At 74.7% G+C, this 13,187-nt stretch carries 11 protein-coding genes and 1 pseudogene; 7 read left to right on the forward strand and 5 right to left on the reverse strand.

All coding sequences use genetic code 11. The features are described 5' to 3' along the window. Positions 1-48 precede the first annotated feature (48 nt). Positions 49-1,308 carry a sulfite oxidase gene (locus tag DEH69_RS07320; RefSeq protein WP_113686054.1) on the forward strand — a complete coding sequence of 420 codons (1,260 nt, stop codon included), beginning with the start codon at positions 49-51 and terminating at the stop codon, positions 1,306-1,308. Positions 1,309-1,315: 7 nt separating this feature from the next. On the opposite strand, the gene aceB is transcribed toward DEH69_RS07320, so the two are convergent. From aceB to DEH69_RS07335, 3 genes are all read right to left on the reverse strand, one after another. Next, positions 1,316-2,914, reverse strand: a complete 1,599-nt coding sequence (gene aceB, locus DEH69_RS07325; RefSeq protein ID WP_113686055.1) for a malate synthase A — start codon at positions 2,912-2,914, stop codon at positions 1,316-1,318. Positions 2,915-3,028: 114 nt separating this feature from the next. Continuing rightward, entirely contained in the window at positions 3,029-3,616 is a 588-nt protein-coding gene (locus DEH69_RS07330) for an NTP transferase domain-containing protein (protein WP_113686056.1), read from the reverse strand. Beyond that, positions 3,613-4,407: an IclR family transcriptional regulator gene (locus DEH69_RS07335; protein ID WP_113686057.1), complete on the reverse strand. Its 795-nt coding sequence runs from the start codon at positions 4,405-4,407 to the stop codon at positions 3,613-3,615. Before DEH69_RS07335 ends, DEH69_RS07330 begins: the two co-directional genes overlap by 4 nt. Positions 4,408-4,547: 140 nt before the next feature. Between DEH69_RS07335 and allB the strand changes: the two genes are divergently transcribed. From allB to DEH69_RS07350, 3 genes are all read left to right on the forward strand, one after another. Then, the gene (allB, locus tag DEH69_RS07340) at positions 4,548-5,888 is read left to right on the forward strand and encodes an allantoinase AllB (protein ID WP_113686058.1); all 1,341 of its coding nucleotides are present in this window, start codon (positions 4,548-4,550) and stop codon (positions 5,886-5,888) included. A gap of 37 nt (positions 5,889-5,925) precedes the next feature. Continuing rightward, positions 5,926-7,011, forward strand: coding sequence for an allantoicase (gene alc / locus DEH69_RS07345; RefSeq protein WP_113686059.1), 1,086 nt, complete (start codon positions 5,926-5,928; stop codon positions 7,009-7,011). Between the two features lie 100 nt (positions 7,012-7,111). After that, positions 7,112-7,558: a ribonuclease domain-containing protein gene (locus DEH69_RS07350; RefSeq protein ID WP_113686060.1), complete on the forward strand. Its 447-nt coding sequence runs from the start codon at positions 7,112-7,114 to the stop codon at positions 7,556-7,558. A gap of 186 nt (positions 7,559-7,744) precedes the next feature. On the opposite strand, the pseudogene DEH69_RS07355 reads toward DEH69_RS07350, so the two are convergent. Then, positions 7,745-8,257 (reverse strand): annotated as a pseudogene (locus DEH69_RS07355) (amidase family protein); the annotation flags it as partial. 74 nt (positions 8,258-8,331) lie between these two features. Beyond that, complete coding sequence (locus DEH69_RS07360) at positions 8,332-9,351, reverse strand: LacI family DNA-binding transcriptional regulator (protein WP_113686061.1); 1,020 nt, start codon at positions 9,349-9,351, stop codon at positions 8,332-8,334. A 199-nt stretch (positions 9,352-9,550) separates the two neighbouring features. Here DEH69_RS07360 and DEH69_RS07365 point away from each other — a divergent pair, with 199 nt between their 5' ends. From DEH69_RS07365 to DEH69_RS07375, 3 genes are all read left to right on the forward strand, one after another. Further along, complete coding sequence (locus DEH69_RS07365; protein ID WP_113686062.1) at positions 9,551-10,702, forward strand: ROK family glucokinase; 1,152 nt, start codon at positions 9,551-9,553, stop codon at positions 10,700-10,702. Then, a complete protein-coding gene (locus DEH69_RS07370; protein WP_113686063.1) occupies positions 10,699-11,265 on the forward strand; it encodes a hypothetical protein in 567 nt (188 codons plus the stop codon). The genes DEH69_RS07365 and DEH69_RS07370 overlap by 4 nt, the downstream gene beginning before the upstream one ends. A 482-nt stretch (positions 11,266-11,747) precedes the next feature. Beyond that, positions 11,748-13,151 carry a hypothetical protein gene (locus DEH69_RS07375; protein WP_113686064.1) on the forward strand — a complete coding sequence of 468 codons (1,404 nt, stop codon included), beginning with the start codon at positions 11,748-11,750 and terminating at the stop codon, positions 13,149-13,151. The last annotated feature ends 36 nt before the right edge of the window (positions 13,152-13,187 follow it).

A 13,187-nucleotide genomic window follows, 5' to 3' on the forward strand; every position in this document is an offset into this window, starting at 1 on the left:
AATGTGCGGCAATAGAGTTGCCGCCCGGCGCCGAGCAAGATCGGGCGCATGACGACCGATGAGAGGGCATACGATCGCGTGCGCCGTGGCCAGTGGCGCTCCGGCATCGCGCGCGCCGAGGGCATCGACCGCCGTGACCTGCTGAGACTCCTCGCCGCTGCCGGGGCGTTGACCGCCGTGGGCGGCGGCGCCGCCCACGCCGCAGGCGCCGCCGACGACCCGGACCCCGCGCCCGGCATCGTCAAGCCGCTGCCCGCCGATCAGTTCACGGTGCGCGGCACCAACGCCGAGACCCGGTGGTCAGCCCTGCGCGGCACCGGCTACCACACCCCCGCCGAGCTGTTCTTCGTGCGCAACCACACCGCCACGCCCGCCATCGACGCCGACGACTGGCGGCTGACGCTGTGGGGCGACGGGCTGCGCGGCGACGCGGAGTTCGGCCTCGACGACCTGCGCGCGCTGCCCGCCACCGAGCGGTCGGCGTTCGTCGAGTGCGCGGGGAACGGCCGCAGCCACTACACGACCCAGCAGGGCGAGACCGTCTCGGGCACCGCCTGGACGCTCGGCGCCATCGGCGTCGCGCGCTGGCGCGGCGTCCGGCTCTCCGAGGTGCTGCGCCGCGCCGGGCTGCGCCGGGACGCCGTGGACGTGATGCCGCGCGGCCTCGACGCCGACTTCGTCTCGGGCGGCGTCAACCTCGGCGGGATCCGCCGCCCGCTGCCGCTGGCCAAGGCGCTTGACGACGTGCTGCTCGCGTACGAGATGAACGGCGAGCCGCTGCCGCCCGACCACGGCCACCCGGTGCGTGTGCTGGTGCCCTCCTGGGCGGGCATCGCCTCGATCAAGTGGGTCGGCGACATCGAGGTGTCGCGCCAGCCGCTCTACTCGCCGTGGAACACCGACCTCTACCGCCTCTTCGGCCCCGACTTCCCGCCCGAGGGCAGCGAGCCGCTGACCCGGCAGACGGTCAAGAGCGCGTTCGAGCTCGACGCGGGCGCCTCGTTCGCCGCCCACCGCACCCACCGGCTGACCGGCCGCTCATGGTCGGGTGGCGGCAGCGTGCGGCGCGTCGAGATCAGCACGGACGGCGGCGCGGGGTGGCGGCGCGTGCGGCTGCTCGACGCGCCGCGCGAGGGCGGCTGGGTGCGCTGGTCGGCCGAGTGGACCCCGACCGAGCCTGGCCCGGCCGAGCTGCTGGCCCGCGCCACCGACAGCGCGGGCACCACCCAGCCGGAGCGCTCCGTCTTCAACGAGCAGGGCTATCTCTTCGGTGCCGTGGTCCGCCACCCGGTCACGGTCACCGCGTGAGGGGCCCTCAGGGCAGCAGGTCGTAGGCGGGCAGGGTGAGGAAGTCCACATAGTCCTCTTCGAGCGACAGGTGCAGCAGCAGGTCGAACGCCCGCTGCCAGTCGCCCGAGACGAAGGCGTCCTCACCCACCTCGTCGCGGATCACCACCAGCTGGTCGGCGGCGACGCGGCGCACGAGGTCGCGCGTCACGCGCTCCCCGGTGTCGGCGAGCACCACCTCGGCGTTGATCCACTGCCAGATCTGCGAGCGCGAGATCTCGGCGGTGGCGACGTCCTCCATCAGGTTGAACACCGCCACCGCGCCCCGCCCCGCCAGCCACGACTGGAGGTAGCGGGTGCCGACCTGGATGGCGTTGCGCAGGCCATCGCACGTCGGGCGCGCGCCCGTGGTGTCCACCGCAAGCAGCTCGTCCGCGGTCACATGGACGTCCTCGCGCAGCCGGTCCTTCTGGTGCGGGCGCTCCCCGAGCACCGCGTCGAACGACTCGCGCGCCACCGGCACAAGCCCAGGGTGCGCCACCCACGAGCCGTCGAACCCGTCGCCCGCCTCGCGGTCCTTGTCGGACTTCACCCTTTGAAAGGCCAGGGTGTTGACCTTGGCGTCGCGGGACGGGATGAACGCCGCCATCCCGCCGATCGCGTGCGCGCCCCGCTTGTGGCACGTGCGGACCAGCAGCTCGGTGTAGGCGCGCATGAACGGCGCGGTCATCGTCACGGAGTTGCGGTCGGGCAGCACGAACTTCTCGCCGCCGTCGCGGAAGTTCTTCACGATGGAGAACAGGTAGTCCCAGCGGCCCGCGTTCAGCCCCGAGGCGTGCTCGCGCAGCTCGTACAGGATCTCCTCCATCTCGAACGCCGCCGTGATCGTCTCGATCAGCACCGTCGCCCTGACCGTGCCCTGGGGGACGCCGAGCGCGCGCTGCGCGAAGACGAACACGTCGTTCCACAGCCGCGCCTCGTGGTGCGACTCCAGCTTGGCCAGGTAGAAGTACGGGCCCTTGCCGATCTCGCGCAGCCGCCTGGCGTTGTGGAAGAAGTACAGGCCGAAGTCCACCAGCGCGCCCGGCACCGCGCGCCCGCCGACCTTGAGGTGGCGCTCGTCCAGGTGCCAGCCGCGCGGGCGCATCACGGCGGTGGCCAGCTCGGCGTCGGGGCGCAGCGCGTAGTGCTTGCCGCGCTCGTCGGTGAAGTCGATGCGGCGGCGGAACGCGTCCGCGAGGTTGAGCTGGCCGCCGATCACGTTCTCCCACGTGGGGGATGAGGCGTCCTCGAAGTCGGCGAGCCAGACGCGGGCGCCGGAGTTGAGGGCGTTGACGGTCATCTTGCGGTCGGTCGGGCCCGTGATCTCCACGCGCCGGTCCTGAAGCGCGGGGGGCGCGGGGGCGACGCGCCACTCGCCCTCCCTGATGTGCGCGGTGTCGGGCAGGAAGTCGAGCCTGCCGGTCTCGGCGATCTCGCGCCGCCGCCTGGCCCGTGCCAGCAGCAGCTCGTCGCGGCGCGGCGTGAACAGCTCGTGCAGCTCGGCCAGGAAGGCGAGCGCCTCTTCGGTCAGCACCTCTTCCTGCCGGGGCAGGATCTTCGGTGCTTCGACGCTGACGGCGGACATGAACGGTCACTCCTTCGGCCGGACGGACGGCGGGACTTCACGAACGGGTGCGGTGCGGTGACTGTGGAGCTGAAAGTGGATATTAGTTTCCTCATGATGGAAGATCAATGAAGGCTAGGAGAGCCCGGCGAGATCGCCGGGCTCGTCGATGTCCGCGGGCGTCGCGACATCCCCGCACTCGACCAGAGCGATCTCCCGCCCCCGCAGGTACCCCCGCGCCCCCTGATCACCCCGCGCCTCGCGCGCGACCCCGGCGAAGTGCGCCGCGCCGAGCAGCACCGGATGGCCGCGCCGCCCCTCGTACACCGCCGCGGCCAGCGTCTCCCGCGACACGAACGCGCCCCGCACCCGCGCCATCGCCTCCTCGCCGATCCCCGGCTGGTCGACGAGCGCCACCAGTGCCGCGTCCACCTCGGGCGGCAGCGACGCGAGCCCCGCGCGCAGCGACGACCCCATGCCCGACTCCCAGCCCGGATGGGACACCAGCGCGCACCCGTCGAGCCGCGCCCGCGCGCGCACCTCGTCCTCGGCCGCGCCGAGCACCACATGCACCGGCGCGCACCCCGCCGCGCGCAGCGCGTCGGCGGCGCGCTCCACGAACAGCACGCCCCCGTTGCGCAACAGCGCCTTTGCCCGCCCTCCGAGCCGCCGCCCGCCCCCGGCGGCCAGCAGCAGCCCCGCGACGACGGGGGCCCCGCTCATCCGCGCCCGTCCGCCCGCGCCCCGGCGAGCGCAAGCGACAGATCGCGGGCCACCTCCTTGAGCAGCGGCACCATCTTCTCGGTGGCCGCGTCCGTCACCCGCCCCGCGGGACCCGAGACCGAGATCGCCGCGGCGGTGGCCGACTCGGGGACCCGGACGGCGATGCATCGCACGCCTATCTCCTGCTCGTTGTCGTCCACCGCGAAGCCGCGCTCCCGCACCTCGGCGAGGGCCAGGAGGAACGCGTCGGGCGTCGTGATCGTCCGCTCGGTCGCCGCGGGCATCCCCGTCCTGCGCAGCAGCGCCCGCACGTCGTGGTCGGCCAGGCCAGCGAGCAACGCCTTGCCCACGCCCGTCGAGTGCGGCAGCACCCTGCGGCCCACCTCGGTGAACATCCGCATCGAGTGACGCGAGGGCACCTGCGCCACATACACCACGTCGTCGCCGTCGAGCAGCGCCATGTTCGCCGTCTCGCCCGTCGCCTCGACCAGCCGCGCCAGGTGGGGGCGCGCCCAGGTGGCCAGGGGGCGCGCGGCGGACTCCCCGAGCCGGATCAGCCGCGGCCCAAGCGCATACCTCCTGTTGGGCTGCTGCCGCACATAACCGCAGGCCACCAGCGTCCTCATCAGCCGGTGGATCGTCGGGAGCGGCAGCCCGCTGCTGGTGGCCAGCTCGCTCAGCCCCGTCTCGCCACCGGCGTCCGCCATGTGCTCCAGCAGCGCGAAGGCGCGCTCAAGGGACTGGACGCCGCCGCCGTTGGCAGCGGGCTTGCGCACATCGGACGGTGGCACGTCACGTTCCTTTCGGGCGGTTGCCGGGCAGCCTACCGGGCGGACCTTGACGTTCCGTCCGGGTCGGCCCACGATCGGTCCGGACCACTTCACCAGCGTGTTGGAGCCGCCAGGGCGTCGACGCGGAAGGGAGCGTCCCGTTGACCGACGCTGAGCTGCTGATCCGTTCCACGCGCGTCATCACGCCCGAGGGCCAGCGCCCCGCGGCCGTCGCCGTCGCGGGCGGCCGCGTCGCCGCCGTCCTCCCGCGCGACGCCCCGGCGCCCGAGGGCGCCCTCGACCTCGACCTCGGCACCGACGCCCTGCTGCCCGGGCTTGTCGACACCCATGTCCACATCAACGACCCGGGCCGCGCCGAGTGGGAGGGCTTCGCCACCGCCACCCGCGCCGCCGCCGCCGGCGGCGTCACCACCGTCCTCGACATGCCGCTCAACAGCGTCCCGCCCACCACCACACCCGCCCACCTGGAGGTCAAACGCCGGGCCGCGCGCGAGGCCACCCATGTGGACCTCGGCTTCTGGGGCGGCGCTATCCCCGGCAACGCCGCGGAGCTCGCCCCCCTGCACGCCGAGGGCGTCTTCGGCTTCAAGTGCTTTCTCTCGCCCTCGGGCGTCGAGGAGTTCCCCGAGCTCGACCACGCCCAACTGGCCACCGCGCTGGGCGAGATCGCCGCGTTCGACGGGCTGCTGATCGTGCACGCCGAGGACCCTGGCCACCTGGCCGCCGCGCCCTCCCCCCAGGGCAGCCGCCGTTACGCGGACTTCCTCGCCTCCCGGCCGCCCGCCGCCGAGACCGAGGCCATCGCCCCCCTGATCGACCTCGCCAGGCGCCTCGACGCCCGCGTCCACATCCTCCACCTGTCCGCGGCCGGCGCGCTGCCGCTCATCGCCGAGGCCAAGGCGTCGGGCGTGCGCGTCACCGCCGAGACCTGTCCGCACTTCCTCACCCTCACCGCCGAGGAAGTCCCGGACGGCGCTACCGAGTTCAAGTGCTGCCCGCCCATCAGGGAGGCCGCGAACCAGGACGCCCTGTGGGCCGCGCTCGCCGACGGCACCCTCGACTGCGTCGTCTCCGACCACTCGCCCTGCACCGCCGACCTCAAGGTCCCCGACTTCGGCGCGGCCTGGGGCGGCATCGCGTCGCTCCAGCTCGGCCTCCCCGCCGTCTGGACCGCCGCCCGCCGCCGCGGCCACACCCTCGCCGACGTCGCCCGCTGGATGTCCACGGGGCCCGCGCGGCTCGCGGGCCTGGACCGCAAGGGCGCCATCGCTCCGGGCAACGACGCCGACTTCGCCGTTCTCGACCCCGAGGCCACCTTCACCGTCGACCCCACCGCCCTCCACCACCGCAACCCCGTCACCGCCTACGCGGGCCGCACCCTGCACGGCGTCGTCCGCGCCACCTGGCTGCGCGGGGCGCTCGTCGCCGAGGACGGCGACGTCACGGGCCGCGCGGGGCGGTTGATCGCACGTGGCGCCTGACCCGCGCCCGGCTCCCGAACGAGAGGACCGCCCGCCCGTGACCACCGTCTTCACCGGACCGGCCCAGCCCTACTCAGGCGGCGACCCCTACGCCGACCACCGCGCCCCCGACCCCGCCGACGTGCCGTTCACCGCCCTGCCCGACCTCGCCGACCGGCGCGTGGGCGGCTCGGTCGTGGCCGCGAGCGACGAGTTCTTCGCCGAGCGCGAGAATCTTCTGCTGCCGGGGCGCCCCGTCTTCGACCCCGCGGCGTTCGGGCACAAGGGCAAGATCATGGACGGCTGGGAGACCAGGCGGCGGCGCGGGACGTCCCCCGACGAGCCCCACCCCGCGCCCGGCGCGTTCGACTGGGCGCTCATCCGGCTCGGCGCGCCCGGCGTCGTGCGCGGCATCGTCGTGGACACCGCCCACTTCAGGGGCAACCACCCGCACGCCGTCGCCGTGCACGGCACCGACGATCCCGAGGGCGACGACTGGACCGAGCTGGTCCCGCGCACCGAGGTCGGCGGCCACGCCGCGAACGCCTTCGACGTCGCCGTCGAACGCCGCCTTACCCACCTCCGCCTCGCCCAGTACCCCGACGGCGGCGTGGCCAGGCTGCGCGCGCACGGCGAGGCCGTTCCCGATCCGGCGTGGCTGGCCGCGCTCGGCACGTTCGACCTGCTCGCGCTGGAGAACGGCGGCCTCGCCGAGGACGCGTCCGACCGCTTCTACTCCCCGCCCGTCCACACCACCCACCCCGGGCGGCCCCGCACGATGGACGAGGGCTGGGAGACCCGCCGCCGCCGCGACGCGGGCCACGACTGGCTGCGCTACCGGCTCGCGGGGGAGGCCACCGTCCGCGCCGTCGAGATCGACACCGGCACCTACAAGGGCAACGCGCCGGGCTGGGCGTCCCTGTCGGTCGGGGACGGCGACGCCTGGACCGAGGTGCTGCCGCGCACCCCGCTGCTCCCCGACGCGGTGCACCGCTTCGTCCTGAACGGCGTGCCACCCGCCACGCACGCCAGGCTCGACGTGTTCCCCGACGGCGGCATCGGGCGGCTGCGCCTCCATGGCGCCCTCACGGACACCGGCGCACGCCAGCTCGCGGATCGGTATCGCGCCCTCGGCGGGCGCTGAGTGGATGCTGTGGAGCGCTCGCGCCCACGTGTGAACTCCCGGGAAAAATCGGCCCGGCACCGTTGACGCGGGGGATGCTACGCGCGTCACACTGGTTGGCATGGGCATGAACTTCTCCCGCGCCATCTCCAGGACCGCCCGGGCCGGTGCGCTCGGCGCCCTGGTCACGACCCTGTTCGTCGGCGGCCAGGCCATGGCCACCGCCGCCCCGGCCCCCGCGTCTGCCCTTACCCCCACCGCGACATCCGTGTCGCCGCTGGCGTTCGGCGACATCTGCTACGGCGACCTGCCCGCCCAGGCGTACGACACGCTCGACCTGATCGAGCAGGGCGGCCCGTTCCCCTACCCGCAGGATGGCGGGACTTTCTACAACCGTGAGGGTCTGCTGCCCAGCCAGCCCACCGGCTACTACCACGAGTACACCGTCGAGACCCCTGGCAGCCCCGACCGGGGCGCCCGGCGGATCGTGACCGGGGACTCCTACCAGGAGGACTACTACACCTCCGACCACTACGCGTCGTTCGATCTCATCGACTACGCCTGCTGACCAGCGTCCCCCCACCCGGCGCCGGGACCGTCCCCCAAGCGGTCCCGGCGCTTGGGGCATTGGGGCGTTTTGCTTGTGGCTGCGCGGGCCGTGCGGGCTACGCGGGGCGGCTACGCACCGCCCCGCCCGGTCACGCGCGGGCACGCGGCCCCGGGTCGGCTTGAGCCCGATGACCCCGCACCACGCGGCCGGGATCCGCACGGAGCCCGCCCCGTCGCTGCCGCTCGCCAGCGGCATCATGCCCGTGGCCACCGCGACCGCCGAGCCCGCCGACGAGCCACCGGGGGAGCGATCGGGGGAGCGATCGGGCAGCCAGGGATTGAGCGTTGGCCCCCGGTCGGTTGCGCCCCATGTCCGCCACGGCGTGCCGCGCCCCGGCGTCGCGCCCGCCCTCACCGGCACACAGCCCGCGGCGAGCAGCCGCCGCGACTGCTCGGACGCCAGGCCCTCGGTCGCCTTGACCGCGAGCGGCACCCCGGCGAGCGGCAGCGGCTCACCGCGCCGGACGGCCTCGTCCACCGCCCGCGCCCGCGCCGCCACGTCCACGGGCCACACCTCGGCGAACGCCCGCACCAGGCCGTCGACCCGCTCGACCGTCCGCAGCGCCGCCGCCACCACCTCGGCCGCCGACACCGCGCGGGCCATGACGGCGGCGGCGATCTCCCTCGCCGTCAGCGCCGCGTACTCGCTCTCGCGCATGCACCGCCCCCTCGCGTCCGATCCCGCATGAGCCAAGCCCGTTCATCGAGACGCGCCCGGCGCCCCGGCACCGTTCATCGACGCGAAGGCGCGGGCCCCGTGGAGCCGCGCAGCGTCAGCGTCGGCGCCGCGTCCTCGAGATCCGCCACGTCGCCGCCGCCCGCCGCCTGCCGCAGCAGCCGCGCCGCGTGCGCGCCATGGGCCGCGATGTCCCTGCTCAGCGCCGTCAGCGAAGGGCTCACCAGCTCGCACAGCGCCGAGTCGTCCCACGCCACGATCGACACGTCGTCCGGCACGCGCAGCCCGAGCCCCCCGGCCGCCGTCAGCCCCGAGACGGCCATCACGTCGTTGTCGTAGAGCAGGGCGGTCGGCGGCCGCGCCGACGTGAGCAGCTCCCTGGTGGCCGCGGCGCCGCTCTCGCCGCCGTAGTCGGTCCCCACCGTCCGCCCTTCCACGCCGAGCTCGCAGGTCACCCGCTCGAACGCCGCCGTGCGGATCGCGGTGTGCCGCAGGTGCGCGGGCCCCGCGACCCGCCCCAACGACCGGTGCCCGAGGCCCACGAGATGGGTCACGGCCGTCGCCACCGCCGCCGCGTCGTCGCTCCACACCGCGGGCAGCCCGCCCGTGCCGAGCGGCGCCCCGAGCACCACGGCTGGCATGCCGAGCCCGGTGAGCACCGGCACCCGCGCGTCGGAGACCTGGAGGTCCACCACGAACACCCCGTCCACAAGGCGCCGCGCCCACCACTCCCGGTAGAGCACGAGCTCCGCCGCCTGGTCCTCCGCCATGGTCAGCAGCAACGGCGTGGTGTCACGCGCGAGTTCGGCCTGGATGCCGGAGATCAGCTGCATGAAGAACGGCTCAAGGCCGAGCGTGCGCGCGGGCCGGTCGATGACCAGCCCGAACGACCCCGCCCTGCCGTCCGACAGCGCGCGCGCCGCGCTGCTCGGCTGCCACCCCAGCTCGTCGGCGATCGCCAGGATCCGCCGCCTGGTCGGCTCGGAGACCCCGGGCCTGCCGTTCAGCGCGAACGACACGGCCGCCTTGGTGACCCCCGCCCGGTCGGCGATGTCCCGCATGGTCGGACGTTTCACTGGCTCTCCTCACAAGACTGGCCGGTCTTGCCCTCATGGACATGAGCGGCACCCCCGCATAGTGGGCGAAGAAGCGCCTCGACGCCATCGCCGCCCCACGGCGGCGAACGCGCGTTCGGCAAAGGCGCCGCGTCCCTGGCCGCACGGCATCGAACGGGGGGCCGCCCACGTGCGCGAGGCGTAGGGCACAATCGAGCCGATGAGTACCAACCGTGAACGCGCGCACCGCCAGTCGGCGCGGGCGACCGTGCTGCGCGCCATCGCGACCCGCGAGCGCCGTTCACACCTCTCCGCGCCCCGGGTGCCCACCGTCGGCATCGACATCGGCGGCACCAAGGTGATGGCGGGCGTCGTCGACGCGGACGGCACCATCCTCGAGCGGGTGCGCACCGAGACGCCCCACAAGTCCAAGAGCCCCAAGGTCGTCGAGGACACCATCGCCGAACTGGTGCTCGACCTGTCCGACCGGCACGACGTGCACGCCGTCGGGATCGGCGCCGCGGGCTGGGTGGACGCGGACCGCTCGCGCGTGCTGTTCGCCCCCCACCTCGCCTGGCGCAACGAGCCGCTGCGCGACGCCCTGGCTGCCCGCCTCGTCGTCCCGATCATGGTGGACAACGACGCGAACACCGCCGCGTGGGGCGAGTGGCGCTTCGGCGCGGGGCGCGGCGCCGACCACCTGGTGATGATCACCCTGGGCACCGGCATCGGCGGCGGAATACTGGAGGCCGGGCGGGTCAAACGCGGCTCCTTCGGGGTGGCGGGGGAGTTCGGCCACATGCAGGTCGTCCCCGGCGGTCACCGCTGCCCCTGCGGCAACAGAGGCTGCTGGGAGCAGTACAGCTCGGGGAACGCGCTGGTCCGCGAGGCCCGCGAGCTCGCCGCCGCCGACTCCCCGGTCGCCCACCACATCCTGGCCCGCGTCGGCGGCCAGATCGGCGAGATCACGGGCCCCCTCATCACCCAGTTGGCCCGCGACGGCGACGCGATGTGCGTCGAGCTGCTCGAGGACATCGGCCGCTGGCTCGGCGTCGGCATCGCCAACCTGGCCGCCGCGCTCGACCCGGCCCGCTTCGTCATCGGCGGCGGCGTCAGCGAGGCCGACGACCTGCTGATCGGCCCGGCCCGCGAGGCGTTCCGCCGCCACCTGACCGGCCGCGGGTACCGCCCCGAGGCCCAGATCGTCCGGGCCAGGCTCGGTACCGACGCCGGTATGGTCGGCGCCGCCGACCTGGCCCGCCTCGTGGCCCGCCGCTTCCGCCGCGCCAACAGGCGCCGCGCCGAGCGGGCCCACCGTTCCGGATTCGAGCTGCGGCTTGCGCCGCGAGGACGGGCGGCCCGTTCATCATGACCACCACCATCGGCCCACCGGCGGGGAGCGCCGCGCAGCGCCCGCCGCACCGCCCGAGGCACCGCTGGCTCGCGGCCGTCGTCGTCGCGCTGATGATCGCCATCCCCGCCGGATACCTGGTGCTCTCCGCCTACCAGAGCCGGGACAGCGGCGAGGACAAGGCCCGCGCGGCCTCGGCGCGCACGCTGGTCTACGAGTGGCCCAGCAAGGTCCAACGCCGCATCTACAACGTGCCGATCCCCAGCGGCTCCGCGTATGTCGGCCACTTCGAGACCAACTCGTGGGAACGCAGCCGACTCTATGCCGAATTCCGTTGCTCGCCTGGGCAGTTGAGCGCCTTCCTTGAGGACGCTGGCGCGGACCTCTCCGTCCTCGACGAGGGCGCCCTCACCATCGACGACGCGCACGCCGACGAGGTGGGCTGGCGATTCGACGACCCCACGCGGGAGTTCGCGGGAGCGGTGATCCGCGAGCCCGGCACCCACACCGAGGTCCATGTGATGGTGGACCTCACCAGCGAGGAACGCCCCCGCGTCTACGCGGTCTCCATCAGCGAGCCGTGATTCCTGCCGGGGGCCAGCAGCGGCCCGCTCCCCGCGCTGGTTGCGGTCCGGTCTGCGGCTGGGGGCCCCGCGCCGTTGGGGGTGGGCCGCAGGCCGCCGTCGCGCTGCTTGGAGTCCGGCCTGCGGCCGGAGGGTGGTGTCCCTGCCTGCCGCCCTTTCCGTCTTCGGTGGGGGCGGCTGCCCCGTGGCGACGCGGCGTCGCCCGCCGCGCCCCGGCCGTTGCGCCTCGCCGTCTCGCCGCGGAGCAAGGAGGCCCTCGCGGGCGCAGCGGACATGCGATCGCCCGCGGTTGCCGTCCTGACTCCGGCCGCGGGGCCGGTTCAGCCGCCCGCTCGCCCTCGCTCGCCTTCGGTGAGTCGACGCCCTCGCGAGGCCGGGCCGCCGCGGTCCGCCACCCCGGACACGAGGTTCCCGCGCGGCTGCCGCCCCGTTGTGGCGGGCCACAGGCCGACTAGGCTGTCCCCAAGTTGAGAGCGGAGGCCATGACCGATCACGCCGAGTACGCGCAGCCCGCCCAGGGCGCGAGCAGCCCGGACAAGCCGGTGGCCCCAGGGGCCGAGCCCGGGACGCTGCCGGGCAGACGGCCCAGGCGGGGCCCGTTGCTGCTGTGGTCGCCCCTGTTCGCGCTCGTGCTGAGCGGGGCGCTCGCCGCCGCCGTCGTGTTCTCGGGCGCCTCGCCCGTGATGGCCGGGGTCTTGGCCCTGGCCCTCGAGGGCGTCTGCTACGCCGCGTTCGGCCTGCTCGGGCACGCCCGGGTCGCCTGGGCGCCGGTCGACCCCGATCCCGACACCGGGCCGCGGCTCCATGCGCAGCAGGGCCGCCAATTCGCCGAGCGCCTCGGCCAGTTGGTCGACGGGGGCGGTGACCAGGCCGTGATCGCCGTGCTCGGCCAGGCCCGCGCCGTCGCGGCCGAGCTGACCGAGCGCGCCACCGAGGTCACCGGCCTCCTGGCGATCGCGGGCGTCCACACCGCCGAGCGACTTCGGGCCCACGAGGGGGAGTTGGAGCGCGAGATCGACGGGCTCGCGCCGGGCACGCTCAAGTCGGCGCGCCTGGCCGCTCTTCGCGAGACCCGCGCGTGGCGCGAGTACCGCGAGCGCTGGGAGGCGGTGGAGGAGCCGCTGCTGGGCAGCGTGGCGCTCGCGGCCGAGCGCCTGCTCCAAGTCCAGCGTGAGGGCGCGCAGTTGCTCAAGAGGCAACGCGGTGGCGGCAAGGGCGGCGCCCCCGACACCACCCGGCTGGCGGCCGATCTCACCACCGCGCGCGAGGCGTTGGCGCGCGCGGGTGAGCTGGTCGGGGACTTCCCACCGGGGCCCGCGCGCACGTACCAGCCCCAGCGGCGCCTGGCGTTGACCGGTCTGCTGTCGGCCGCCGTGCTGCTGGGCGGCCTCGCCGTGGCCGCGGGGGAGTGGAACATCTTCGTGGCGCTCGCGCTCATCCCCGCCTTCGGGTTCCTGGCCGGGCTCGGCGGCGGGCCAAGGGCGCTGGTGCCCGGCGTCGCCGCGCTGGTCGCCGCCGTGACCCTTGTGCTCGCTGGCCCGCTGGTTTACCAGCAGGTGCTCGGCGAGCGGCGGGAGGCCGAGGTCTCCATGACGGTGCGGGTCCAGGTCGCGCGCTGGTCGGAGACCACCCACTACGACCTGGTGGACGCCAACACCGGTGAGGACCTGGGCCGCATGGCCACGGGGCCGCACGAGGCGGTCCCTGGCCGGACGCTCATCGAGGTCGCCACCGACCCGTTGGACTGGGCGCGCCCGGTCGCCGTGGAGCGCATGGACCTGGCCCCGGTCTGGACGGCCGTGGCGGGCGCGGGCCTCGCGGTGGCCCTGGTGGGCCTGGCGCTGCCCGAGCGTGCGCCGCGCGCCCGGCCCGTTCCGGCGCGCTGAACGAACGGCCCACGCGCCGCCGCCGCGCTCGCCGAA

This window comes from Streptomyces sp. PT12 (assembly GCF_003311645.1).
GTDB lineage: Bacteria > Actinomycetota > Actinomycetes > Streptomycetales > Streptomycetaceae > Streptomyces.

Coding starts and splice junctions, on each gene's coding strand:
- DEH69_RS07320 (WP_113686054.1), top strand. CDS start 49: ATGACGACCGATGAGAGGGCATACGATCGCGTGCGCCGTGGCCAGTGG.
- aceB (WP_113686055.1), bottom strand. CDS start 2,914: ATGTCCGCCGTCAGCGTCGAAGCACCGAAGATCCTGCCCCGGCAGGAA.
- DEH69_RS07330 (WP_113686056.1), bottom strand. CDS start 3,616: ATGAGCGGGGCCCCCGTCGTCGCGGGGCTGCTGCTGGCCGCCGGGGGC.
- DEH69_RS07350 (WP_113686060.1), top strand. CDS start 7,112: ATGGGCATGAACTTCTCCCGCGCCATCTCCAGGACCGCCCGGGCCGGT.
- DEH69_RS07365 (WP_113686062.1), top strand. CDS start 9,551: ATGAGTACCAACCGTGAACGCGCGCACCGCCAGTCGGCGCGGGCGACC.
- DEH69_RS07370 (WP_113686063.1), top strand. CDS start 10,699: ATGACCACCACCATCGGCCCACCGGCGGGGAGCGCCGCGCAGCGCCCG.
- DEH69_RS07375 (WP_113686064.1), top strand. CDS start 11,748: ATGACCGATCACGCCGAGTACGCGCAGCCCGCCCAGGGCGCGAGCAGC.